The organism is Butyrivibrio hungatei (assembly GCF_900101605.1).
Classification (GTDB): Bacteria; Bacillota; Clostridia; order Lachnospirales; family Lachnospiraceae; genus Butyrivibrio; species Butyrivibrio hungatei_B.
The window spans coordinates 1-23,234 of sequence record NZ_FMUR01000026.1 but is presented as its reverse complement, the minus strand read 5'-3'; the positions used below and the strand labels follow the sequence as shown (position 1 = coordinate 23,234).

The 23,234-nt window shown below is 36.5% G+C and carries 26 protein-coding genes and 1 pseudogene; 23 read left to right on the top strand and 4 right to left on the bottom strand.

What is annotated here, in order from left to right; translation table 11 throughout:
* The 4 genes from BLP87_RS15320 to BLP87_RS16500 form a co-directional block, all read left to right on the top strand.
* The coding region (locus BLP87_RS15320; RefSeq protein ID WP_242871870.1) for a hypothetical protein at nt 1-269 on the top strand (269 nt) is incomplete at its 5' end.
* Between the two features lie 205 nt (nt 270-474).
* Nucleotides 475-1,137 carry a hypothetical protein gene (locus BLP87_RS15315; protein WP_026667416.1) on the top strand — a complete coding sequence of 221 codons (663 nt, stop codon included), beginning with the start codon at nt 475-477 and terminating at the stop codon, nt 1,135-1,137.
* 307 nt (nt 1,138-1,444) lie between these two features.
* Nucleotides 1,445-1,678: a helix-turn-helix domain-containing protein gene (locus BLP87_RS16505; RefSeq protein ID WP_074463451.1), complete on the top strand. Its 234-nt coding sequence runs from the start codon at nt 1,445-1,447 to the stop codon at nt 1,676-1,678.
* A gap of 4 nt (nt 1,679-1,682) precedes the next feature.
* The gene (locus BLP87_RS16500; RefSeq protein ID WP_330390097.1) at nt 1,683-1,841 is read left to right on the top strand and encodes a DUF5680 domain-containing protein; all 159 of its coding nucleotides are present in this window, start codon (nt 1,683-1,685) and stop codon (nt 1,839-1,841) included.
* A gap of 101 nt (nt 1,842-1,942) precedes the next feature.
* Here the strand turns inward: BLP87_RS16500 and BLP87_RS15305 are convergent, their stop codons facing one another.
* Nucleotides 1,943-2,908, bottom strand: coding sequence for an alpha/beta fold hydrolase (locus tag BLP87_RS15305; RefSeq protein ID WP_074463450.1), 966 nt, complete (start codon nt 2,906-2,908; stop codon nt 1,943-1,945).
* 134 nt (nt 2,909-3,042) lie between these two features.
* On the opposite strand from BLP87_RS15305, the pseudogene BLP87_RS15300 reads away from it, so the two are divergent.
* The 3 genes and pseudogenes from BLP87_RS15300 to BLP87_RS15290 form a co-directional block, all read left to right on the top strand.
* A pseudogene (locus BLP87_RS15300) lies at nt 3,043-3,141 on the top strand (lactate/malate family dehydrogenase); the annotation flags it as partial.
* 201 nt (nt 3,142-3,342) lie between these two features.
* Nucleotides 3,343-4,014, top strand: a complete 672-nt coding sequence (locus BLP87_RS15295) for a helix-turn-helix domain-containing protein (protein WP_074463449.1) — start codon at nt 3,343-3,345, stop codon at nt 4,012-4,014.
* Nucleotides 4,015-4,312: 298 nt separating this feature from the next.
* Nucleotides 4,313-4,792: a DNA-deoxyinosine glycosylase gene (locus BLP87_RS15290; protein ID WP_074463448.1), complete on the top strand. Its 480-nt coding sequence runs from the start codon at nt 4,313-4,315 to the stop codon at nt 4,790-4,792.
* 183 nt (nt 4,793-4,975) lie between these two features.
* On the opposite strand, the gene BLP87_RS15285 is transcribed toward BLP87_RS15290, so the two are convergent.
* Nucleotides 4,976-6,541: a flotillin family protein gene (locus tag BLP87_RS15285; protein WP_074463447.1), complete on the bottom strand. Its 1,566-nt coding sequence runs from the start codon at nt 6,539-6,541 to the stop codon at nt 4,976-4,978.
* A 555-nt stretch (nt 6,542-7,096) separates the two neighbouring features.
* Between BLP87_RS15285 and BLP87_RS15280 the strand changes: the two genes are divergently transcribed.
* On the top strand, nt 7,097-8,392 hold the full coding sequence (locus BLP87_RS15280) for a GNAT family N-acetyltransferase (protein WP_083334650.1): 1,296 nt from the start codon (nt 7,097-7,099) through the stop codon (nt 8,390-8,392).
* Nucleotides 8,393-8,623: 231 nt separating this feature from the next.
* On the top strand, nt 8,624-9,325 hold the full coding sequence (locus BLP87_RS15275) for a sugar transferase (protein ID WP_074463446.1): 702 nt from the start codon (nt 8,624-8,626) through the stop codon (nt 9,323-9,325).
* Nucleotides 9,326-9,544: 219 nt separating this feature from the next.
* On the opposite strand, the gene BLP87_RS15270 is transcribed toward BLP87_RS15275, so the two are convergent.
* The gene (locus BLP87_RS15270) at nt 9,545-10,573 is read right to left on the bottom strand and encodes a glycosyltransferase family 2 protein (protein WP_074463445.1); all 1,029 of its coding nucleotides are present in this window, start codon (nt 10,571-10,573) and stop codon (nt 9,545-9,547) included.
* A 138-nt stretch (nt 10,574-10,711) separates the two neighbouring features.
* Between BLP87_RS15270 and BLP87_RS15265 the strand changes: the two genes are divergently transcribed.
* The 3 genes from BLP87_RS15265 (at nt 10,712) to BLP87_RS15255 (ending at nt 12,912) form a co-directional block, all read left to right on the top strand.
* On the top strand, nt 10,712-11,218 hold the full coding sequence (locus BLP87_RS15265) for an acyl-CoA thioesterase (RefSeq protein ID WP_035780829.1): 507 nt from the start codon (nt 10,712-10,714) through the stop codon (nt 11,216-11,218).
* Nucleotides 11,219-11,390: 172 nt separating this feature from the next.
* Entirely contained in the window at nt 11,391-12,704 is a 1,314-nt protein-coding gene (locus BLP87_RS15260) for an ATP-binding protein (RefSeq protein WP_074463444.1), read from the top strand.
* Between the two features lie 4 nt (nt 12,705-12,708).
* Nucleotides 12,709-12,912, top strand: coding sequence for a helix-turn-helix transcriptional regulator (locus tag BLP87_RS15255; RefSeq protein WP_074463443.1), 204 nt, complete (start codon nt 12,709-12,711; stop codon nt 12,910-12,912).
* Nucleotides 12,913-13,021: 109 nt separating this feature from the next.
* Here the strand turns inward: BLP87_RS15255 and BLP87_RS15250 are convergent, their stop codons facing one another.
* Complete coding sequence (locus BLP87_RS15250; protein WP_074463442.1) at nt 13,022-13,870, bottom strand: Rpn family recombination-promoting nuclease/putative transposase; 849 nt, start codon at nt 13,868-13,870, stop codon at nt 13,022-13,024.
* A gap of 291 nt (nt 13,871-14,161) precedes the next feature.
* Here BLP87_RS15250 and BLP87_RS15245 point away from each other — a divergent pair, with 291 nt between their 5' ends.
* From BLP87_RS15245 to BLP87_RS15195, 11 genes are all read left to right on the top strand, one after another.
* A complete protein-coding gene (locus tag BLP87_RS15245; RefSeq protein WP_074463441.1) occupies nt 14,162-15,100 on the top strand; it encodes a radical SAM family protein in 939 nt (312 codons plus the stop codon).
* Between the two features lie 31 nt (nt 15,101-15,131).
* Nucleotides 15,132-16,178, top strand: coding sequence for a glycosyltransferase (locus tag BLP87_RS15240; RefSeq protein WP_074463440.1), 1,047 nt, complete (start codon nt 15,132-15,134; stop codon nt 16,176-16,178).
* Entirely contained in the window at nt 16,171-17,133 is a 963-nt protein-coding gene (locus BLP87_RS15235) for a radical SAM/SPASM domain-containing protein (protein ID WP_074463439.1), read from the top strand. Before BLP87_RS15240 ends, BLP87_RS15235 begins: the two co-directional genes overlap by 8 nt.
* 67 nt (nt 17,134-17,200) lie before the next feature.
* Nucleotides 17,201-18,010 carry a glycosyltransferase family 2 protein gene (locus BLP87_RS15230; RefSeq protein WP_074463438.1) on the top strand — a complete coding sequence of 270 codons (810 nt, stop codon included), beginning with the start codon at nt 17,201-17,203 and terminating at the stop codon, nt 18,008-18,010.
* The gene (locus BLP87_RS15225; protein WP_074463437.1) at nt 17,980-19,134 is read left to right on the top strand and encodes a glycosyltransferase family 4 protein; all 1,155 of its coding nucleotides are present in this window, start codon (nt 17,980-17,982) and stop codon (nt 19,132-19,134) included. The genes BLP87_RS15230 and BLP87_RS15225 overlap by 31 nt, the downstream gene beginning before the upstream one ends.
* 26 nt (nt 19,135-19,160) lie before the next feature.
* Entirely contained in the window at nt 19,161-20,582 is a 1,422-nt protein-coding gene (locus tag BLP87_RS15220; RefSeq protein WP_074463436.1) for a flippase, read from the top strand.
* Nucleotides 20,563-21,801 carry an O-antigen ligase family protein gene (locus BLP87_RS15215; RefSeq protein ID WP_074463435.1) on the top strand — a complete coding sequence of 413 codons (1,239 nt, stop codon included), beginning with the start codon at nt 20,563-20,565 and terminating at the stop codon, nt 21,799-21,801. Before BLP87_RS15220 ends, BLP87_RS15215 begins: the two co-directional genes overlap by 20 nt.
* Nucleotides 21,802-21,849: 48 nt before the next feature.
* Nucleotides 21,850-22,287, top strand: a complete 438-nt coding sequence (locus tag BLP87_RS15210; protein WP_074463434.1) for a DUF4869 domain-containing protein — start codon at nt 21,850-21,852, stop codon at nt 22,285-22,287.
* A gap of 15 nt (nt 22,288-22,302) precedes the next feature.
* Nucleotides 22,303-22,596, top strand: coding sequence for a nucleotidyltransferase family protein (locus tag BLP87_RS15205; protein WP_074463433.1), 294 nt, complete (start codon nt 22,303-22,305; stop codon nt 22,594-22,596).
* Nucleotides 22,583-22,942: an HI0074 family nucleotidyltransferase substrate-binding subunit gene (locus tag BLP87_RS15200; protein WP_074463432.1), complete on the top strand. Its 360-nt coding sequence runs from the start codon at nt 22,583-22,585 to the stop codon at nt 22,940-22,942. Before BLP87_RS15205 ends, BLP87_RS15200 begins: the two co-directional genes overlap by 14 nt.
* A 97-nt stretch (nt 22,943-23,039) precedes the next feature.
* Nucleotides 23,040-23,234, top strand: a 195-nt coding sequence (locus tag BLP87_RS15195; RefSeq protein WP_143002165.1) for a helix-turn-helix domain-containing protein, incomplete at its 3' end; no start/stop codon positions are given.

The following is a 23,234-nucleotide window of genomic DNA, read 5'->3' as shown; positions in this document are numbered from 1 at the left end:
ATAAATATAAACCTTCAGAGCGTAAAGTCGATCTATATGATATAGGAGATGGTCTTACACTCGTGAATATAGTTACGAAGAATGAAGCTGGTAAAACAAAAGCAGTTCATACGTATATAGGTTATGAAGGGGACGGTTTTGTTTGCGTTGCTCATTCCGAAGGTCTTGATCAGCCGGGAGTCATTTATAGTTATTCAAGTCATGTCAGGATGCTTAATGCTAATCTTCCATATCTGCTTGATTGTTTCTGGTCTAACGTAAAACAATAAACAGAAACCGGGATTGGAGTTCAATTCCGGCTGAAATTATTTTGGTCATTGAGTGGTAAAAACATTGGAAGTTATGAATATGAGCAAACAGATGGAACTATTATAGTTGATACACTGAGTGTTAGAGCTAAATTGCCAAGGTCATTAAATGGTTCTGATACCGCTACAAGAACAAGAACTATATCCGGTTGGGGGAGAGATAAATATGCGAAGTAGTTCACTATTAGGAGTTGGAAATTCTAATAATAAAACGGCTATAACAATGAGTAATGGGACTCCAAATTGGACATATATTCCATCAGCAGGAAGATGCAAAAAAACAAAGGAACAGTTGGTATCTGAAATAAAAGATCTTGCAAATAGAGTAGCCCATGCTAATAACGGAAAAGAAACAGAACAGTTAAATCAAGCAGTTATAAAGCTTCAAGCAGATTATGTATCGGAAGTTTCTCCTGATAGGAAGGGATTATATCAGCAAGCAGAGAAGGCTATTAAATCTCAGAGCAAAAATACAAAAGGAATAAAGCATGGAGCTGGGGAAATGTCATTACTCTATTTTTTAGAGCATGCGGACAAATCTCAAAATTTGTCAGATAAAAGTTTTTCACTTGCAGGTGGAGCTACGCTTACATGTCCAATTCTGACAACAGGTGGATACGGAGCAGTTATTGAAAGAGGCGGAGTGAAACTAATGGTTGGAAACAGTGTCGGATGGGGATACCAGATGACTCCTGCGGAATTGAAGAAAAAGGATGAATTTTATGCAATTTATAATAGTGCTGTAAAAAATGCTCAAAAAGAAATTAAAGAATTGAGAGATTTACCGGACTATTTGGAAGACAAGCCTATATTTGATAGTCTTGCATAACTAAATAATATAGTTGCCTTTATATTACCAAGCTATTTTAATAAAATAGTTAGTCAAAAGAGATTCTGAATTACACAGGGTCTCTTTTTCATTTGGATAAAATAATAGGGTTGATTATTCATTTTTTCTGCATAACACTACCAATTAGAAAGAGTTCCATAAAGAGTTCCATTAAAAATGGCGTGGCGGCGAAGCTCCTTTCTTTGTGGCTTTACGAGATGAACGGAAGTTCGATCCCGGTCGCCGGCATTAGAGAGAAGCAGAGATGCTTCTTTTTTTGTTGTTATAATAAAATAAGAGCAAAGGTATGACGCAGGAGGAACTTGCTGAAAAACTGGATGTTTCAAGACAAGCTGTTGCGAAATGGGAGTCAGGTCAGGTGTATCCTGATATAAGTAATCTCATTCAGATTAGTAATTTATTCAATGTTACAGTAGATTATCTTGTTCGAGATCAGGAGTGCATGATAAGTTTTGAGGATGAGGAAGATAATGATTTAAATAAGTTGATTGACTTTAGACTGCCTTCGGAAGGTGGATAAAAAAATGTCTTACAGAGGACTGGAGTATTATCAATCCGGCGAGTACACATACGAGTGTAATGTAACCGGAGATATTCGTTGGTTTCAAGGGGATGAGGAAATCTATTGTAATAATATAAGAGTTTATGAATGCTTTTTTCATGGTGGCATAATGAAGGCTTGAGATGCATCAGGATATGATTAGTCCAGTGATATATATACCCTCTTTAATGGATGAACTGGTAAAGAGGGTACATATATTCTGAAGACACTTATTTTTTTGAGTTATTTTAGACTATCAATATGGTCTTTTATGATTTTTGCGCATTCTTCTGTACGATCCATGTATATTGCATGTTTACCATATAAAGGAACAAGCTCACAATTTCCAATTTTTTCTTCATATGGAATCCATTTTTTTTCTTTTTTTTCAGGGTTTTCATCGAAGGCATTTGAAGCATCAATATATATTTTTGGAATATCGTTTGGTTTCAAATTATCTATAACATTTTTTGCATTTTGGTATATTAAATTTGATTCAGACATAATTGCATGAGTGCCGGTTGTTTTTGAAAACATATAGACATTCATATCAAGTTCTTTACCGGTCATATTATCAATATCAGCAAGGGCTCCATAAACATTTTTCATTATTATGGATTGAAGACCTACTTTTTCTGCTGCATAAAATATGCGTGATCGATTATTTGAATAGTTTTCTCTTTCTTCGTCAATGTAAAGCGTTCCGTCCATAATTATTACACTTTCAATCTCATCTGGATATTTGTTCTGCCAATAAGAGACATAAAGTCCACTGATTGAGTGGGCAAGCAAAATATAAGGACCTTCTTCTCCCATATTTTTGAGAACCGTTCTATAATCTTCCACGATCTGTTCTACGGTACGATCAGTTTTTGTGTCCTCACTGAATCCATAGCCGGCTCTGTCTATAAAGATAAGCTGGTTATCCTCTTCGATACTTTTTGTCATTTTTCTCCAGGAAAAATTCATGGTACCGTCATACAATCCCGAACAGCATACTATTTTGTGCTTACCGTTTTCGTTTCCAACTTTTAATGTGTTTAGTTTATAGTCTCCTGCGGATACCAAATTACAATATCCGTTTTTTTTCAACTGGTTCATTATGTTATGAACTTTAAACCTGTAGTAAATAGATGTGAGCGATAAAAGAACAATCACGACTCCAAGAAGCATTGCAAGAACTTTACCTATCATTTTTAATATATTCATGATTTTTTCTCCATTCCTTTACTATATCTGTCATACTATGTGTGTCGTAGTATATTACTACGGTATATATGGTATGTCAATACTTTGTTTTTGCATATGTGCTTTGAAATGTCTTTTCCTAGTTTTAATTCTCTGATGCTTATGTTATTGTGGTGACAGCCGGTGCTGGACAGAAGCCCGGAGAGACAAGGCTTGATCTGGTAAAAAAGAATGTTGGTATATTTAAGTCCATCTAGCAAAAGTTGTACATATGTGAAAATAGGTGTCTTTATATCTGAAAATAATCAAGATAAAGACAACTAATATTGACTGGATTATTATGAATTTGTAATTATGAAAAAGACTGAGGCTGGGATGCATTTTAAAGTCTACTTTCCGTAGGTGCAAAAAGTCAGCTTTCTGATTTACAATCTGAGCATGGAGGTGAGAAAAATATGAACCAATATGTTACAGGAGCTGTTATTAAGGCACTGCGCGAAAAAAATATGATGACACAATTACAGCTTGCGGAAAAACTTGGTGTCACAGATAAAACCATTTCAAAGTGGGAGACCGGCAAAGGTTATCCGGATATTACTTTACTTGAGCCAATTGCCATTGCTTTCAGAATCTCGGTCACAGAACTTATATCAGGAAATCCAATACACAATGCCAATGTGTCAGCAAATATGATGCGTTCCAAATTCTATGTCTGTCCGATTTGTGGAAATGTGATCCACAGCATGGGAGAGTGTGTTATCGGATGCCATGGGATACAGCTTTATCCTTTGTCAGATGAACCATCGGATGAGCATCATATGATATTTATTGAACGCTCTGATGATGAGTATTATGTGAGAATTGATCACTCTATGACCAAAGAACATTTTATTTCTTTCGTTGCAGCAACGGGAATAGATGAAATTCAGCTGGTTAAGCTTTATCCTGAAGGAAAGGCGGAAGCCAGGTTCAAAATCCGTGGTGTGAGGAAAATTTACTTTTACTGTAATCACGATGGACTTTTTTCTATGGATATTGTTAAAGGAATAGATGATAAAGAAAGTGGATACGACAATTCACAGGAACGAAAAGAGCTTGAGAAAGTAGCAGATAAGCTTTTTGGTTAAATATGCGCATCATTCATAACGCGAAAGGGGTAGAAATTTGGTACAAAAGGAGGATTGAGTTAATATCTGTATTTGCGGCTTTTTTTATATTTTGTTTTAAATTATTTCTAATTATTTTTATAATTTTAACGATATAAATATGGAAGGTATAAAGAATGAATATATCATTCAATTCTGTGCTTTGTCACAACCATATTTATACTTCTGATTTCAATAAAGTAGATCTCATAGATTCTATAAAAGAATTTATAAAAAAGTGAGTATATCCTTTATGGATAGAAAAGAGGAATCATAAATTATGGTGATGCATCCGATTGCACCAATATATGACAAGCATTCAACAATTCTTATTCTGGGGAGCTTTCCGTCTGTTAAATCAAGAGAAGAAGGATTCTTTTACGGGCACAAGCAGAATCGATTTTGGAAAGTTGTTTCAAGAGTGTTTGAAGAGGAGGAACCCAAGACAATAGAGGAAAAGAAAGCCCTTTTGCTAAGGAATCATATAGCAGTTTGGGATGTGATAGCCGGGTGCGATATCGAAGGATCATCTGATTCAACAATAAAAAATGTTCGGCCAAATGATCTTTCGACCATCCTTGATAATGCGCAGATCAAGGCTATTTATGTCAATGGGAAAACCGCTGAGAAATACTATAAGAAGTATATTGAGAAAAGTATAAACAGAAAAGCCGTGTGCCTGCCCTCGACGAGCCCTGCAAATGCAGCTTGGAGCATTGAAAAGCTTCTGGATACATGGAGGTGTATAAAAGAAGCTTAGCAGATATAAACACCAAGAAACTCAATCAACAACAATAAAAAGCAACGAAATCTCTGAGTGTAATGAAAACTCTCATGGTAGATTGATTTTTAAGAAAATAGAACATATAGATTTATGGGCAGATTATGTATATGACATAACCTGCCCATTTTTTCTGATAGGAAAATTCCTATCGGTTATATATTACTTATCGGTGTCTTTCTTAGGTGTTGCCTTAATTTCGACATCGTTAAGTCCGGTGATGTTTACGTTCTTGTTGACTTTGGCATCATATGTGCCGGCTTTCATGATCTCTGAGAAATCAACGCCTGTTGCTTCTGACATTGTATCAAATACCTGCTTCATTACGATGGGCATGTTGCCGGAAATCTGGCTTGCGCCGTTTGATCCGTCGCCTGTTCCGTAGATGTTGATCTTGTCAATCTGTGAAAGAGGCTTAGCAATCTCAGCAGCCATCTGAGGCATTATCTTGATCATCATTTCAGCCATAGCAGCTCCGTTGTACTTCTTGTATGCTTCGGCTTTTTTCTCCATTGCTTCGGCTTCGGCAAGACCTTGAGCTTTGATGCTTTCGGCTTCGGCTCTACCTTTTGCGGCGATACCTGCGGCTTCTGCGTCGTACTTGGCTTTGATACCTGCAGCTTCCTGCTCGGCAGCATACTTCATTGCTTCAGCTTTTGCTTTCTGAGCCTCAGCTTCTTTTTCCTGTTCGTACTTACGGGCTTCAGCTTCGCGCTGTCTCTGGATGAGCTTAGCTTCAGCGTCTTTCTCTGCACGATACTTGTCGGCATCAGCTTTTTTCTCAATCTCAGCGGCAAGTTCCTGCTGTTTTACAAGAACTTCTTTCTGCTTAAGTTCAGCTTCGCGCTCAACCTTGGCAATCTCAGCATTAACTGTTGCTGCCTGGATTGTCTTTTGCTGTTCCTGATTCTGAATCTCATATGCGGCATCGGCTTCAGCCTGTGCTGTATCGGCCTGCTTCTTAAGAGCGGCTTTTTTAATGTCAAGTTCGTTGTTCTTCTGCGCAATCTCGGTCTGAGCGGCAACTTTCGCATCGTTGGATGCTCTGTCTGCTTCAGCCTGAGCGATTGCCACGTCTCTGTCGGCCTGTGCCTTTGCGATAGCAGCGTCCTTCTTGATGCGTGCGGTATTGTCGGCACCGAGATCTCTGATAAGGCCGTTCTCATCGGTTACGTTCTGGATGTTGCAGGATATGATCTCGATACCGAGCTTATCCATGTCCTTTGAAGCTTTGAGCATAACCTGATCTGAGAATGAATCTCTGTCGGTGTTGATCGTGCGAAGATCGAGAGTACCGATGATCTCACGCATGTTACCCTGAAGGGAATCTTTAAGTTCCTGTGCGATCTGCGCGGGAGCCTTGTTAAGGAAGTTCTTTGAAGCAAGAAGGATTCCTTTTACCTTTACAGGTGAGTCCTCAGTACCGATGTTGATGATCCTGTCTGTTGCGATACGAACCTTTGCAACAGCGTCCACGTCAACGTTGATAAAGTCGTTTGTAGGAACGGATTGTTCAGTTTTTATATCTACGGTCATCTGTCCGAGGTAGAGTTTATCGACTCTTTCAAAAAAAGGAATCTTAACCCCGGCTCTTCCTATAAGGATTCTGGGTTCTTTGCGAAGACCGGAAATGATAAATGCCTGATCCGGAGGAGCCTTCACATAACCCATTGCAAAAATAAGTATTACAACCAAAGCTGTAACAGAAGCGCCAATAATAGCTGTCATAGTTCTCCTCCATTCTGACTGAGATTGCTCAGTCGCAGGTACATCGCTTTTTTAATTGATTTTGTTTAGCGGATGTACGTGATTGATTTGTTATGAGATAAATATAATCTAAGCCGGAGCTCCGATAAATGCTGACTTTAAGGGAATAGTACGGTCTATTTTGAGAAAAAAGCGAATTAGAAATTTTTATGAGATCGAAGTTTTTTGTTGACACATAAATGTTCGACAATTATAATCGGAACTAATAATTTTCAGAAAGAAGACATGGATATGAGAGAATTTATGCTCATCAATAATAATACTAATGCCAATCCAAATCCCGTGAATAATAATCAGGGGACTATTAGTGTTATATTTGATGAGGACATTCGGATATGCCATATCTGAAAAAACTAAAATTGCAGGGATATTGAGAGCCTCATCAAACGATAGATGTTTGATGGGGCTCTTTTTAAGTAATCACTAGGTTATTTTTTCGAACCGTAGTGTACTACTTAGTTCCGGCGAGCGAAAGCGAGAGCGGAACGTCATATTAAAATTTGAGAGGAGAAATTCATGGAACTAATAAGAGTGCAGGATTCGGATTACAGGAAAACGTATGAGCTGTATATGACTTTTGATGAGGACGAGAACGGCTTTATCAACAGCGTTTACGGTTATGATTATGACAAGTTCTTAGAGTGGATCGAGATGAAAAGAAATTGGTCAATGGGAAAAGGGCTTCCTGAGGGATTTGTACCTGATACATCTTTTGTACTTTCGGTTGACGGGGAGTATGTCGGTGTATTTAATTTAAGGCATTACTTAAATGACTTTCTAAGAAACGGTCCCGGGCACATCGGCTATGGAATATCCAGGAAGTACAGGGGACACGGATATGCTACCGCAGGACTTAAAATGACACTTGGAAAGGCTAGAGAAATCGGAATTCATGAGGCTTATCTTTCTGTAAACAAAGACAATCCCGCAAGCTTACAGGTTCAGCTTAACAATGGCGCTTATATCCACCATGAGGATGATAAGGAGTATTATATAAGGATAAATGCGATAAGCGAGTCTGACAGCAGGGAAAAAATTGTATGTGATTATTACGATCAGACGGATGAGGATGGCAGACTTGATAAATCAAGGCACGGACAGCTTGAGTATGCGACAACAATGCACTACATCCATAAATTCGCGGATAAAGATAAGAATTTTAAGATTCTTGAAGTCGGCGCGGCAACGGGAAGATATTCAATAGCTCTTGCAAAGGAAGGATTTGACGTAACCGCTGTAGATCTTGTTGAGAAGAACATTGAGATATTAAAGAAAAACAGCGAGGGAATCACAAATATTCATCCAATGCTGGGCGATGCGACTAAGCTTACGGGGCTTGAAGGTGACAGCTTTGATGTGACGCTGGTACTGGGACCTATGTATCATCTGTATGACAGGGAGGATGTGGATAAAGCTATAGATGAGGCGATAAGAGTTACTAAGCCCGGCGGAACTATAATGTTTGCTTTTATTTCAGTCTTTGCATTTATGTACGCAAACCATCTGGACGGCAACTGGAAGAACGGAGAAAAAGAGAACTTCACGGAAGACTACAAGATAAGGCATTTCAAAGAGCAGATGTTTACAGGCTATGACGTCACGGAGTTTGAAGGTCTTTTTACCGGGAAGAAAACTGAACATATCACGACAACAGGCGTTGACGGATTTATTCTTTCTATGGAGATGAATCCTGAATTTGAGATTTCGGATGAAGACTTTGAGTCGCTTAAAAAGTGGTATCTTGCATTTTCGGAGAAAAGAGAATTACTTGGAAGTTCTACGCATCTTCTGTATATTTGCAAAAAAATATGATTAAACTTTTATAAAATAGCAGATATTTCTGCGCTTTCTTGTGACAATGTGATTTATTTAGTTTATAATAAACTTATTGATGATAAAGGTAACAACGATCACTGTGCTAAAATTATTTAAAAAATACTCAAATTTTCTCTAAAATAATTATGCCTAAATGCCGATACATCAATTGGGTACATATACTGATGGTAATTGTTCCTTATAAACATAGTCACGAGAGGGGACGATATGGCGAGAACGAATGTGGTTACGGCTGACAGAGTCGTAAATATCAGAGGCAGGAAGATTATTGAGCTGAATTATTGGGAGATTTACGATCACAAGGCCAATATCTACAAGTGGGTCAAAAGAGCTTTTGATGTGGTTGCTGCATTCGTAGCGCTGGTTTTATTGTCTCCGGTTTTTCTCATAACTGCGATTGCTATTTTTGTTGAAGACGGAGGCCCTATTTTCTTTACCCAGCAGAGAGCCGGTAAAGATATGCAGAGCTTTAAGATTTATAAATTTAGAAGTATGTACAAAAATGCTGAGGATCTGTTCGAGAAGATGCAGGAACAGAACGAGCAGACGGGACATGCTTTTAAGATTAAGGACGATCCGAGGATTACTCATGTTGGCAAGTTTATCAGAAGATATTCAATCGATGAACTTCCTCAGCTCTTTAATATCATAAAGGGCGATATGAGTGTTGTGGGGCCGAGACCTATTCTCTATGAGCAGATGGAAGCTTGCAATGCATATGAGAAGCAGAGGCTTGTCGTTAAGCCGGGACTTACCTGTTACTGGCAGGTATGCGGAAGAGCCAAGATAAAATGGGAGCAATGGGTAGAACTCGATCTTAAGTATATTCAGGACATGAGTATAAAGAAAGATATAGAGCTCATCATCAGAACCTTTCCTGCGGTGTTCGGGCAGGACGGAGCATACTGAGATTTTCGGACAAAAAAGAATAATAAAAATCAAAGCTGTCACTAATAGTATTTGGTACTAAAGTGGCAGCTTTTTTGTTTGATAGCTTCCTATCAAACAAAAAACGCTCCGCTATGGATGCGACCGATGCGCAGAAGTATTATGCAAGCTAAAGCTTGCGCGCATCGGCGCGCAAAGAGTTGCTTTGCAACTCTTTGTTCTGCAGGACACTTGGCGAGTTTAGTTGGTTCTTTTGTCATAGGATAGAAGTATAAAGCGCGTAGCCTGAACTACAGGGAAAATCGGGTGCTTCATGCAAAAATATAAGAGTTTGTTTGCTTTTGAAGAAATGTCTACATGTGTGGACATTATTTTTTTGCGTATATCATCCCGCAGGAAAATGGCGCGTACTCTTTCCGTTACATTTGGAGCTCTGTGGCGAAGCTCAATCTTCATGGCAACAAAGAGCATTATTACAAATTCACGGTTTACCTGTATTTCGGCGGTAGATATTTTTTTATCCCTAAGGATTTCCTTGAAAGTCTTGTCGTTGAGCTCAAGGTTTGACAAGAGCTTTTGGCTGTGGCCGTGTGCCATTGAATCGCTGATAAGTCTGTAGTGATAAAAATAGCTGTCTTTTGCTATAACAAGCCTTTTGGCGTCGCAGATGGTGGGAAGCATTATATTTACGTCTTCGGCCATTACAATCGAGGTGTTGCAATACTTGATGTTATCAAGAAGAAGCTTTCTGGATGTGAGCTTCATGCATCTTGACATGGTAACGGGACGAACTTCGTTTCCAAGAAGGTTCTCTTTTATCTTATCAAGGGAGTCTCCTGTGTATACGCCGGGTGCAAGCCCCTGAGTTTCTTTTCTTCTCTCATTATTTTTCTCAACAATATAGTTTCCTGAGATTATCTCGCTGTCGGAAAAAGAAGGATCGGTGAGGGCATAGAGTTTCTCAAACATATCGGTATCAATCCAGTCGTCACTGTCGATGAAACAAAGATAGTCTGCGCGGGCTCTTTTAACCCCTTCAGTCCAGGCGGATATGAGACCGCCGTTGGCTTTGTGGACTGCGATGACACGATCGTCTTTTGAAGCATATTCGTCACACTTTGCGGGACTTATGCCGTCTGTGGAGCCGTCGTCGACAAGTATTGCTTCAAACTCCGTGAAAGTCTGTGAAAGTACGCTTTCAAGGCATTCATCCAAATATTTTGCGGTGTTGTAAACCGGTATGATTACACTGATCTTGGGTTGTGACATCTCTTTTCCCTTCTGAATCAAATTGAATTCTGTAAACTATCTTATCAGCGACAGTGTGTGCGTGTCAAAATATGATAGAAACGACGGGGCTTTTGAGGTAAAATTAATAGTAACAAAAAATCTAGGAGGAAAGGGCGTATGGGTAAAGTTTTTCATGTAGATCATCAGATAGATAAGAAGAATGTAGAAGATTCGGTCACAGAGTGGACCAAGGTAGTTGAGTACAGTGATATTAATAGCGAAAAAAGGCTTTTTGGCGGCAAATTGATGTCGTGGATAGATGAAGTTGCGCGTACGGTAGCGATAAGGCATTCCGGAAATCCGGTTATTACGGCGGCTGTCGACAACATGCAGTTCAAACAGGGCGCAAAGCTCGATGATATAATCGTCATCATCGGCAAGATAACATATGTCGGCAGGACTTCGATGGAGATACGAGTTGACACCTATGTAGAAGACAGGCGAAACGGCATGAGACACGTCCTTAACAGGGCATATCTCACCGAAGTGTGCATCGACGATGACGACACACCCGCAATTGTCCCTTACGGTCTGAATATCAGAACAGCAAACGAAAGGGCCGAGTGGGAAGGCGCAGAGAAGAGGATCATCCTCAGGAAGAAGCGCAGGATGGAAGGATTCTGATAAGGTAAAAGAGAATAGAGATGTTTAAGGGCGCAGATTGAATAGGTACAAAATCTGCGTCTCTTTTTATTGAGAAAAAATGTAGAATTCTACACTTTTGTTGATTAAAATGTAATCGCATGTTAAAATTTAACAAGAAAAAATGTAGAATTCTACACTTTTGGAGAATAAAATGATAAAAAGAGATAAATATTTAAATCAATTACTTGAAGCAAGAGAAAATGGTTTTCCCAAGGTTATTACCGGAATCAGACGATGCGGAAAATCTTTTTTACTGAAAGAAATTTATAAAGGCTATTTGCTTGATGAGGGCGTTGACTATTCTCATATTCATGTTATTGAGCTTGATGACGATAGGAACATAGAGTACAGAGATCCGATAAAGCTTGGCGAATATGTTCGGGGAATCTGCACAGATTCAGAAATGCATTTTGTATTTGTGGATGAGATCCAGAAAGTATATACGATAAAGAACCCGAATCTGACCGATGGCAAGCATGTTCCTGCCAAAAAGAAAGACACAGATACGGTATCGTTCGTGGATGTGGTTTTGGGGTTGTCTCGCGAAAAAAATATTGATCTTTATGTGACCGGCTCCAACTCAAAAATGCTTTCTTCGGACATAGTGACTGAGTTTAGAGATAAGGCGACGAACATCAATCTGGCACCACTTTCATTTGAGGAATTCTATGCCTATGTGGGAGGATATGAAACAGAAGCGCTGTACGAATACATGCAGTATGGCGGCATGCCGCTTGCTGTTTTGAAAAAGGATGATGATAAAAAAGAGTATCTGAAGGGATTATTTGAGACAACATATTTTAGAGATATTCTTGAAAGAAACAGATTAAAGAGAGGAGAGGAACTTGAAGAACTCTGCAATATCATAAGTTCTTTGACCGGTGAGCTGCTTAATTCCGAAAAAATAGCAAATACATTTCTAAGTGTTCGGAAATCGAAAATAGACAAGTCTACAATTGAGAACTACATAGGTTACTTTATAGATGCCTTTATTCTTAGAGAGGCTCGTAGGTTTGACATTAAGGGAAGAAAAGAAATCGGAGCACTGAGAAAGTATTACTTTGCAGATACAGGGCTTAGAAATGCCAGATTAAATTTTGCATTTCCCGATGAAGGTCAGATGTTGGAAAACATCGTATATAATGAGCTACGCTATAATGGATATTCTGTAAATGTCGGTACCTTCGATACAGTTGAAAAGAATAAAGCTGGGAAATCCGTTAGAAAGAACAATGAAGTGGATTTCTATGCAACAAAGGGCATCCGCTCATATTACATCCAGGTGACAGCGGATATTTCCAATGAAACGACCAAGGAAAGAGAGATAAGACCGTATATCTTGCTCAACGATCAAATTCAGAAAGTCATTGTGGTCAACAAACCGATAAAGGAGACACGCGACGAGCGTGGTTTCACGATTATTGGGATAATGGACTTCTTGCTTAGGTTTATAAAAGGAGAGTAAGCCTATGGCACTTATCGCTAAGGTAAAAGAATATCGCGAAAAAGCAGGTTACAAGCAAAGTGAGCTCGTAGAGATGGTTGGTGCAAGACGCGAAACAATCGTCCATCTTGAGAACGGTAAATATAACCCGTCACTTAAGCTTGCGATGGACATTGCCAAGGTATTTGGCACTACCGTTGAGGAGTTGTTCGAGTTTACGGAAGAGTGATGGGGAAAAGAAATATTAAGGGCGCGGATTTGGTACATGAGTAGGTACTAAAGCTGCGCTTTTTTTAATGAAAAGGACTGAATTGAAAGGAACAATTCAGCCCGGAATATCATCTGTTTGCGTTTTTGTATTTTTCAAGCTCTGCTTGTAATGTTTTAAGTTCTGATTGTAATTTTACAATCTCAGTTTCATATTTTTCTTCTGCATCAGTATAGCCGGCTGTATACTGAGAATTCATTTGTTCTCTGTAACGGCGCTGGCCTTCAAGAAGCTCTTTAGCCTGATTGTCATAATTAAGTTCGAAGATCAAATTTCCCACCTCCTCGATATCAGGATGATTCTTGGCAAGATTTTTAAATTCTTCCCAAGTGGTTGCTCTAAAAAGATCCGCCCAGTACACAAGATTATTACGGACATCTTCTTGTGTTGCAAGGTCTGTGTGGTTTAATTGTAGCATATTTATGCCGAATTTATCAGTATACAGATGGTGATTTTTGATATTGATAAGGCGGTATTTTGCATAGAACTCTGCTTCTGCATTGGGGATGAGTTCCTGATCGGTGATGCAGAATAAAGTAGTAGGCTTTACGAGGGAATAATTGTCGCCGCTACCGATGTTGTCGTATGCCCGGCACAGGTAGATTATTGAGCGTGAGATCCAATATTTATCGGGATATACCTGGAGCTCGATATTGAGAATCTCATTGTTGTTGAGAGTGAGCTTTATATCCATGATTGTTTCTTTACCTGCGCTGTTAAGGTCGATTGGATTTTCAACGAGGATGTTCTTTACATGATCGGGGGATATTCCTTTTAGGGCACAAACAAGACCTGTTAATGCTTTTTCGGATTGCTGCATGACGTAATGGAACATCATGTCGCTCATAAGCGTAAATTCGATTTCGCCTGTCGCAGTTTCGTAGGTGAGTTTTTGAGAGTTGTCTTTTGATTTAGACATTTAGAAATTTCCTTTCATAGAAAAAATAGAATTGGCAGATTTGCCATGTCATCGGCTTGGAATTGTCGTTGAAAGACTGCCGACTTCTCTTATGATATCAGATAAATCTTAAGAAATACCGTCGAAAAATCTTAAGATTTTTTGTAGTATGAAAAAAGAAATATCAAGGGCGCAGATTGGTGTAAGAATGGGTACAAAATCTGCGTCTTTTTCTATGACAAAATACTATATATAGGTTATAATAACAGTGAAAAAATATGCAGTTAATGCTGATTGTATGGGTTTGGGGAGATGAAAAAAGTTTTTCAGGAAGCTATTTTTTTTGTTGCGGAAAAAGGGAAAAAGATAGGTATAAACAGAGAGAAGCTAAAAGCAAGCTTTTTTCCTTTATATCGCTTGTTTTGCCGCGTTGAATATAAAATCTTTAATCAAGTTTATTTATATCATGTGGAAATTCCTGTTACTCAAAGATGCACACTTAAATGTAAAGATTGTAGTTTTATGATGCCATATTTTGAACATCCAAAAGACTACGAAGTTGATAAGTTGCTTACATATATGGACAGACTGTTTGAATGTGTTGATACGATTCAAATATTTCGAATACTGGGTGGAGAGCCTTTTGTATATAAAGAGTTGGACAAAATAATCAGTAAGGCATTGGCGTGTAATAAGGTAAAGACTGTTGATGTTGTCACAAACGGAACGTTGGTTCCATCAGATAAAGTATTGGATACTTTGAGAAATTCCAGATTGACAGTTCAGATTAGTGATTACGGAGATATTTCGTATAAGAAAAATGAATTACAGAAAGCATGCATGGAGCGTGGGATAAAATGTGTAATTCGAAGTATGGCGGATAAGAACTGGTTTAGCGCCGGTGATTTGCATTTCAGAGGCAAGGTTGCAGCGGATATAAAAACTCAGTTGAAAAGATGTGCGGGAATATGTCGAAGTTTTCAGAATGGAAAATTATATTTTTGTCCAAGAGCATCATTTGGAACACTTCTTGGAATTCCGAATCCACCAAAAGACTATGTTGACTTTACCTGCGCATCGGATAAAAACGAATTGCGAAAACAGATTTATGAATTAAATCAACGCAAAGGTTTTCTTGCATGTAATTACTGCGACGAAGGAACCGATGAATACAGAACGATTCCTCCGGCTGAGCAGATACAGGATAGGAATCAGGTTGAAAAATGGAGAGAAAATATAGGAAAGCAATAAGAGTAGTTTTTTGAATGTATTGAGGATACAGATGAAGACAATACTACATGTAACGGAAGTTCTTTCAGGCGGAGTGCTTCCGGTGATATCAGGTATTTGCAACGGATTGTGTGACAAGTACAGATTCGTTGTTATTTATGGTGATAGGGATGATGTTCCTAAGAATTTAAATGAGATTTTTGATTCGAGAGTGAAGCTTATCTATTTGCCATCATTAAAGCTCAAGATTTCATTAAAAGATGATCTATCAGCGATAAAAGAGATTAGACGATGTGTAAAGGATGAGAAGCCGGATATAATACATATCCATTCAACGAAAGCAGGCATTGACGCAAGAGTCGGACTACTTGGATGTAAAGTGACTAAATACTATACACCGCATGGATTCTGCTTTTTGAGAAAAGATCAAAATAACATTAAGCGTTTTATCTTAAAAACAATGGAAAAGACGCTGGCCAAGATGTGCGATGGAATTATAGCTTGTGGAAAGTATGAATATGAAGTTGCAAAAAAGATTTCCACAAAAGCTGTATTGATAGAAAACGGATTGGATACAGAATTTGTGGATAAAGCACTGGCTGAGGAAGAATTAAAAGAAGAAAAAGAACATAAGTATACTGTTTATACGGCTGGCAGAATAGGACCTCAAAAGAATCCCAAGCTGTTTAATGAAATTGCTTCTAATCTGCCTGATTACAAGTTTGTGTGGATTGGAGAAGGTGAGGATAAAAACCTTCTTACAAGTACAAACATCGAGGTGACGGGGCTGTTAAGCAGGAGAGATGTTATAAAGAGAGCGAAGAACTACGATTGCTATCTGTCTACCAGCTTGTGGGAAGGTCTCCCTATAGCGCTTATGGAAGCTATGTACATGGGAAAGAAGTGTGTTGTTTCTGATGTGGAAGGAAATAATGAGCTTATAAAAGATGGAGAGACAGGGACTGTTTTCGATGATGCTGAGAATGCATGTAGCTTATTATTGGATAGTGATTACTATGGCAAAGAAGCAAATCAATTAATTAAGAATAAGTATTCGATAAATAAAATGTGTGAAAAATGTGAGAAAGTATATGAGTAAGAAATATAAAAATTATGACATTACATTAGTTGTTACTCATAGATGTAATGCTAAATGCATAATGTGTAGTTCATATAAAAATCCATCATGTGTAAAAAATGAAATTACTCTGGAAGATATAGAGAAAATACCGGCGTCTAGATTCATCCAGATTACAGGTGGTGAGCCGTTTATGCGTACGGATTTGGAAGATATTGTAGGAATCCTTTCAAGAAAAACTAAAAGGTTAATGATAAATACGAATGGTTTTTTTACAGATAGGATTGTGGATCTTTGTAAAAAGTATCCTTCTTTAGCAATTCGAATATCAGTCGATGGAAGAAAAGAAGTACATAATTCTATAAGACGAATAGATATTTATGACAGAGCAATAGATAGCTTGGATGCACTTAAGAAACTTGGCATTGTGGATTTGGGAATTAGTTTTACATTACAGGAAAATAATGTTGATGAACTTATAGAAATGTATAAGTTCGCATTGAATAAAGGTGTGGATTTTGGAGTAGGAATTATACATAACTCATTTTATTTTAGTAAAGATGATAATGCTATAAAAGATAGAGATAGATTAAAAGATGAATTAAAAAAGCTCGTGTGTATGCAAATTAAGTCTAAAAGGAAGAAGGATTGGGCAAGAGCTTTTTTTAATGATAAAAGTATAGACTATATTGATGGGAAACCAATGTCGGTAAAGTGTGATGCGGGGATAAGCTCGTTTACAATTGAGTGTAACGGGAATGTTTTGCCATGTAATATGACGCCCGTGGCATGGGTGATGGGAAATATTAAAGAGCAGACGTGGGATGCAATTTTAGCTAGCAGTGAAGCTGAGGAAATTAACAATAGATGTAGGAATTGTAAGTTGAATTGCTGGTCAATCTGTAATGTTCAAAGCTCTTTAAAGAAAAGAATATGGGTACCGGGACTCTGGTTAATAAAGAATAAAAAATTTTGAGATTTGACATTGGGTAAACACAGTGCAGAATGTGGTGTGTTTCAAAAAATATATTAAAGGCGTTTTTATGAATGATGAACTTATAAGTGTTATTACTGTTGCCAAAAATGCAGAAAAGACAATTCGGGCAACAATAGATTCAGTGCTTAGCCAAACATATAGAAATATTGAGTACATATGTATTGTTGGAGAGTGTAATGATAAAACAAATATTATTATTGATGAGTACAAAAGACAATTTGATTTAAAGGGAGTTAGATTAAAACATGTGTCTGGACCTGATAGTGGAATATATGATGCAATGAATAAAGGAAGTGAACTTGCTAGTGGACAATGGTTATATTTTTTAAATGCGGATGATAGATTGTGTGATGGAGTTGTGTTCCAAAGGATATTTGCAGAAAAACATATATATGATGAAACTGATTGTGTTTATGGCAATATAATACTTTGTTCTGATGGTAAAAAAGTTATTAGGAAAGGTGCACCTGTTTCGGCTATATATTATAAGTTTCCTATATGTCATCAGGCCGCTTTTGTAAGAAAAAGTATTATAAAAAAATATGGATTTAATGAAGAATATAAGCGCTTGGCTGATTTTGATCAATTTTTCAGGATGTATCTTGATAATAGAATTTTTAAATATGTAGATGTAGATGTTGCTTATTTTAGCACAGATGGAGTATCACAAAAAAATAATATTGCATTAGCTATTGAACGAGAAAAGATACATAAAAAACTTGGAATTTCTAGAAAAAAAAGAATAAGAAGATGGGTTAGATATTTTTTTATATGTGTGATTAAAGATAATAGATTGTTTTATAAATGTTTTTTTGGAATCAACTATTGGATTCAAAAGATAAAAAATATACATTAGTAGGCAAAAAAATGAAAATAGTATTTATTACACATTATTCGGACTTATATGGAGCTAATCTTTCGATGTTGGGCTTGGCTGAAATGTTTATTGAGCAGTATGACATTGATGTTTATATTATATGTCCTCAAAAAGGAAAAGTTGTAGATGTAGCTCGGAAAAAAGGAATACATGTTAAGTGTATTCCATATATTTACTGGCAAGGTCAGAGATTTATTACTCTTAAAAAGCTACTAAGAGTGATATGGAATCCTATTTGTATAGAATTAAGCTGTTGTTATGTAAAAAAAATATCACCAGATGTAATTCATAGTAATTCAAGTGTTGCGGATTTAGGGGTTGTTATTTCAAAAAGAATGAAAATTCCATGCGTATGGCATTTAAGGGAGTTTGGGGAAGAAGATTATAATTTGAAATATATGGTGCCAAGTAAAAAAATTGGTGAATTGTATTCAAGCGCAAATAGAATCATTGCTATCTCTGAATATTTAAGGGCAAGCTATAAGAAAAAGTATCCAGTTTTGGATATATCAGTTGTATATAACGGAGTGAAGAATTTTTCTGTAAAACGGAAGAAACATTTGGGGTGCAATTTTTGCGTGATAGGCCGGATTACAGAACAAAAGGGGCAATATCAGGTTTTAAAAGCGGTAGTTGAACTGATAAAAAGCAAAAGGGATGGATTCCATTTGTATATAGTTGGCGAAGGAAAAGATAGATATGTCAATAAGTTAATGGAGTATGTATTTTCAAATGATTTAGGTGAGTATGTTACTTTTACTGGATATGTGGAAGATATTAGTGATTTTCTTTGTGGAATGGATGTTGGCATAATGTCATCAAAATGTGAAGCGTTTGGAAGAGTTACAGTGGAGTATATGTATGCGGAAATGCAAGTAATTGCGACAAATTATGGCGGAACTAAAGAAATAATAGGTGATAATGCTATGTATTATGATTTTGGGGATTTTATTTGCTTGGCTGATAAAATGGGAAAGTGTATGGATAATCATTATGAAAACAGAGATGAGTTAAGGCTTATGGCTGAGAAAAAGTTTAATCAACGGGTTTGTACCAAAAACATTTTGAATATATACAAAGAAATGGGGATTAGAACTAATTGATTTTATTGTAAAGGTTTTGGTAGAAAATGAATAATAAGTCTACGATTAGAATGAATTATTTATATAATGTCATTTATCAGATTGCTAATATTTTGGTACCAATTATCACTACACCTTATTTAACAAGAGTTCTTCATGCAAGAGGAATGGGGAGATTTGCATTTTATTATTCTGTTTCAAATTATTTTTGCATTTTTATTAAGCTGGGATTGCTTAATTATGGAAATAGAACAATTGCTATGGTTAAGGATGATAAGAAAGCGTTATCGAATAATTTTTGGGCTATTTACTCATTTCAATTATTTATGGGATTATTGGTTTTAAGTATATATTTTTTATATTGTTTACTGGTTGCGAAAGATAGAAGGCTGGCATGGGTGTTTTCATTGATGGTTTTATCGGCCATTATTGAATTGGATTGGCTTTTATATGGATTAGAAAAATTCAAATTAGCTTCTATTAGAGATGCCATAGTAAAGGTGATAACAGCTGCAGGAATTATGATTTTTGTAAAAAATGCAGAAGATATATGGAAATATGCTTTGATTTATGCTTTGGGAGTGACACTATGCCAGGTTATAACTTTGCCAAAAGCAATGAAATATGTTGGTTTTGTAAGAGTATCAAAGAAAGAAATAATTTCACATATTCGACCGAATCTTCTTCTTTTTCTTCCAACAATTGCAATTAGCATATACAAAACTATGGATAAGATAATGCTTGGAAAGTTATCAACAGATGTGGAGCTGGGGTATTATCATAGCTGTGAGGGAGTAATTCAAGTTCCATTGGCTTTAATAACGGCATTAGGAACAATAATGCTACCAAGAATGTCTAACATGATTGTAGATAAGGCGCGAAAAGATGAAGTTGATAGTTTGTTTATGAAGTCTATTGAATTTGCCGTGTTTGTTACAACTTCTATATGTTTTGGAATAATGGCAGTGGCAAAAGAGTTTGTACCATTGTTCTATGGTAAAGGTTTTGAAAAGTGTATTAGTATTTTTTATATAATTCTTCCGAGTTGTATTTTTGTAGCATTTGCAAATGTACTTAGGACACAGTATCTCCTTCCTAGGAAAAGAGATTCTGTTTATGTTGTTTCTCTTTTTTTAGGTGCGTTGATAAATTTGATTGTTAATATGTTATTGATTCCGAGAATGGGATCGTTAGGAGCAGCAATTGGAACGTTAGCTACAGAAATAATTGTTTGTTTATTGCAAGCGAGGGTGGTGTATAAAGAAACGAATTTGAGCAAGCATCTGATTGATACAATACCTTATCTTTTATCTGGTATAGTTATGTTTACTGTTATTGTGAATATAAAAAATAAAGCATCAATACTTTGGCTTTTTAGCAAGATATTTTTGGGGTTTATTATTTATATATTTGTATTGTCTATTGCTTTCTTTACTAGAAGAATATTAAATGAAAAACATATATGTTGATGTGGAAAGGTGTATTAAGGTGCAATTAAAAAGAATACATGACGAAAGGAATAATCTTTTAGAGTCCCCTGTATTGATTTCAGCGATATTGCTGATTCTATTTAAACCGCCATATTTCAATGAAATAGAAGTGGTAGATAATATATATAATTTCATATGCGTAATGATTTTGCTTTTTTTTCTGATTATTGCCATATATCTTAAGCTGACGTCTAAAATTATTTGGTTGATTTCTTACTATGGTATTATATTTGTTTCAACACTATATAATAGCGGAAACATAATGTCGTTTCTTAAAGAAAACATTTATTCATTTGCACTATGTTTGGTATTTGCAGTATATGGTGATATTGCATTGGCTACATTTCTAAATGCGTTTAATGCAGTGCATCTATATATTTATATAAATCTGCTTACAGTTTTAGCTTTCCCTGGAGGTTTATATAAATCTGAGATATATACACAAAATTGGTTTCTTGGGTACAAGAATCCGATGATAAGATTGTTGTTACCCATAATTTGTATTTCATTTGTTAATTCAATCATCAAGTATGAAAGAATTACTGTATATAATTATTTTATTCTTATAATTACTATTATATCGGCTTTTTTGGTAAAATCTGCCAATGGAGTTGTTACTGTAATGATATGGACATTTTTTTTGATTTTGAGTATTTTTGTTCCACGTATTTATAGAATTATAAATGAAAAAACTGTGCTTATATTCTATTTATTATTTATTGCAGTTCTTTTCTTTGTAAAAATCCCCAATTTTGTATTTTCGTTATTGAATATAGTGGGTAAAAAGAATTCATTTATGGGAAGATATAGATTATGGAAAATCATTATCAAGCGGATTAAAGAACGCCCTTTAGGAGGATATGGCTTCTTACAAGGAGATGAATTTGTTAAGTTTTCTAATTTGAGATGGGCTTCACATGCTCATAATTGGATTTTAAATATTCTTATTCTAGGTGGAGTTATTCTGTTAGTAGCATTTTTATATGGCTTTTTTTGTATGTCAAGATCTCTTTCGAAATATAGAGAAAAGAGTGCTTGTATTATAGTTTCAATTACAGTTATGTGTTTTTTAGTTATGGGAATAGATGAGGCGATGACAAATTCGGTTTTCATTTATCCAATATTTATTTTGGGAATGGATTTGGGAAAACTATTTGATAGTAAATGTGAAAATGCCAAAATACTAGTTAGTTGGTAAGCAGATTATACAGGCGTTAATTAAACTTTTTACTGAGGACAAATATATATGTTGAATATTTATTTTGGAGAAACAGAAGGAGCGATGCATGGACCATCGTGGTTCAGATTCAACTTTCGGGAAGAGTGGTTTGGAGATCCGCTTGTTGCTGAGATGATGGAAGATATAGATAAATCGCATTATAAGGGTGGGCAGTTGATTGAGAGTGATGTACTTGGCCCGATTCCGCCGGAAAGATTATCGGGCAGCCTGCAGACACTTATTTGTATTTATAAAAAACCTGATCTTATGTTTAATGCTACCAGCTGTGGTGAAGACTGTGCCAAGTGGCTTTTGGAGATAGGAAGACAAGAAGATATTTCTGTGAATTTAAGATATTATATGCCTTTTGACAATTGCGGAGATTTTAAAGTTAGAATTATCAATGAGGATAAAACTATTTATAATATTAAGGATTACGTGCATATAGCTCTGAAATATGTTTGATATAGAGGAAGATCTATGCAGAATATAAACATCCCGGGCAGACTTATGAAGGACATAAGGTCTTTTGCCATAAAAAACAATGTTGAAAAAATAATACTGTTTGGCTCAAGAGCGAGAGGGACACATTATGATCAAAGTGATGTTGATCTTGCTGTTGAGGGTGGTGATTTTGACGGCTTTTTATCAGATATTCAGGAAATGGCGTACTCACTGCTTTCTTTTGATATAGTGAAATATGATGATAGAATAACAGAAGAACTCAAGGAAGAACTTAGAAAAGATGGAGTGGTAATATATGAAAAAGTATGATAATTTCGTCGATTGCTTAAGTGTGCTGGAGAAAGCGAATTTTAGTAATGCGTATAATGATGAAATATATAGAATGGGAGTGATTGGCCAGTTTAATCTGACTTTTGAGCTTTCGTGGAAGGCATTACAGGCAGTAATGCGACTTCATGGTGTCAGTGGTGCAGAAATCGGATCGCCCAGAGAAATTTTGAAGTTGGGTTATGCCAATGGATTTATTAAAGACTCTGAAGTGTGGCTTTTAATGTTGAGTAAAAGAAATGAGAACATTCATATATATGATGATAAGGCGATAGATGAGCTTATAGTTATGATCAGGGATAGCTGTAAACGCTATTATAAAAGTTGACCAGTTTCATCCATTTCGCTAGTGAAAAAGTTTACCACCTTGAGTTAAGTCCTTTATGATTTTTAGTGTATGAAAAAATCATGAAGGGAGAAAGGTGATGATAGTCGAAATGGATCTCTACTACCAAATCCGCAGCCGCTATAACGACGGCGAATCCATACGGTCCATTGCCAGAAAGCTGGGTATATCCCGGCAGACCGTTAAAAAGTATTGCAGAGGCGATACGCATCCTGATGAACGGAAACCATATCATCGGGACTCTGAGGTGGTTACTCAGGAAGTGATTGATTTT

What these genes read in the sequence shown, in the direction of transcription:
- BLP87_RS15315 (WP_026667416.1), top strand. Translation starts at nt 475, where the DNA reads ATGCGAAGTAGTTCACTATTAGGAGTTGGAAATTCTAATAATAAAACG.
- BLP87_RS16505 (WP_074463451.1), top strand. Translation starts at nt 1,445, where the DNA reads ATGACGCAGGAGGAACTTGCTGAAAAACTGGATGTTTCAAGACAAGCT.
- BLP87_RS16500 (WP_330390097.1), top strand. Translation starts at nt 1,683, where the DNA reads ATGTCTTACAGAGGACTGGAGTATTATCAATCCGGCGAGTACACATAC.
- BLP87_RS15305 (WP_074463450.1), bottom strand. Translation starts at nt 2,908, where the DNA reads ATGAATATATTAAAAATGATAGGTAAAGTTCTTGCAATGCTTCTTGGA.
- BLP87_RS15295 (WP_074463449.1), top strand. Translation starts at nt 3,343, where the DNA reads ATGAACCAATATGTTACAGGAGCTGTTATTAAGGCACTGCGCGAAAAA.
- BLP87_RS15290 (WP_074463448.1), top strand. Translation starts at nt 4,313, where the DNA reads ATGGTGATGCATCCGATTGCACCAATATATGACAAGCATTCAACAATT.
- BLP87_RS15285 (WP_074463447.1), bottom strand. Translation starts at nt 6,541, where the DNA reads ATGACAGCTATTATTGGCGCTTCTGTTACAGCTTTGGTTGTAATACTT.
- BLP87_RS15280 (WP_083334650.1), top strand. Translation starts at nt 7,097, where the DNA reads ATGGAACTAATAAGAGTGCAGGATTCGGATTACAGGAAAACGTATGAG.
- BLP87_RS15275 (WP_074463446.1), top strand. Translation starts at nt 8,624, where the DNA reads ATGGCGAGAACGAATGTGGTTACGGCTGACAGAGTCGTAAATATCAGA.
- BLP87_RS15270 (WP_074463445.1), bottom strand. Translation starts at nt 10,573, where the DNA reads ATGTCACAACCCAAGATCAGTGTAATCATACCGGTTTACAACACCGCA.
- BLP87_RS15265 (WP_035780829.1), top strand. Translation starts at nt 10,712, where the DNA reads ATGGGTAAAGTTTTTCATGTAGATCATCAGATAGATAAGAAGAATGTA.
- BLP87_RS15260 (WP_074463444.1), top strand. Translation starts at nt 11,391, where the DNA reads ATGATAAAAAGAGATAAATATTTAAATCAATTACTTGAAGCAAGAGAA.
- BLP87_RS15255 (WP_074463443.1), top strand. Translation starts at nt 12,709, where the DNA reads ATGGCACTTATCGCTAAGGTAAAAGAATATCGCGAAAAAGCAGGTTAC.
- BLP87_RS15250 (WP_074463442.1), bottom strand. Translation starts at nt 13,870, where the DNA reads ATGTCTAAATCAAAAGACAACTCTCAAAAACTCACCTACGAAACTGCG.
- BLP87_RS15245 (WP_074463441.1), top strand. Translation starts at nt 14,162, where the DNA reads ATGAAAAAAGTTTTTCAGGAAGCTATTTTTTTTGTTGCGGAAAAAGGG.
- BLP87_RS15240 (WP_074463440.1), top strand. Translation starts at nt 15,132, where the DNA reads ATGAAGACAATACTACATGTAACGGAAGTTCTTTCAGGCGGAGTGCTT.
- BLP87_RS15235 (WP_074463439.1), top strand. Translation starts at nt 16,171, where the DNA reads ATGAGTAAGAAATATAAAAATTATGACATTACATTAGTTGTTACTCAT.
- BLP87_RS15230 (WP_074463438.1), top strand. Translation starts at nt 17,201, where the DNA reads ATGAATGATGAACTTATAAGTGTTATTACTGTTGCCAAAAATGCAGAA.
- BLP87_RS15220 (WP_074463436.1), top strand. Translation starts at nt 19,161, where the DNA reads ATGAATAATAAGTCTACGATTAGAATGAATTATTTATATAATGTCATT.
- BLP87_RS15215 (WP_074463435.1), top strand. Translation starts at nt 20,563, where the DNA reads ATGAAAAACATATATGTTGATGTGGAAAGGTGTATTAAGGTGCAATTA.
- BLP87_RS15210 (WP_074463434.1), top strand. Translation starts at nt 21,850, where the DNA reads ATGTTGAATATTTATTTTGGAGAAACAGAAGGAGCGATGCATGGACCA.
- BLP87_RS15205 (WP_074463433.1), top strand. Translation starts at nt 22,303, where the DNA reads ATGCAGAATATAAACATCCCGGGCAGACTTATGAAGGACATAAGGTCT.
- BLP87_RS15200 (WP_074463432.1), top strand. Translation starts at nt 22,583, where the DNA reads ATGAAAAAGTATGATAATTTCGTCGATTGCTTAAGTGTGCTGGAGAAA.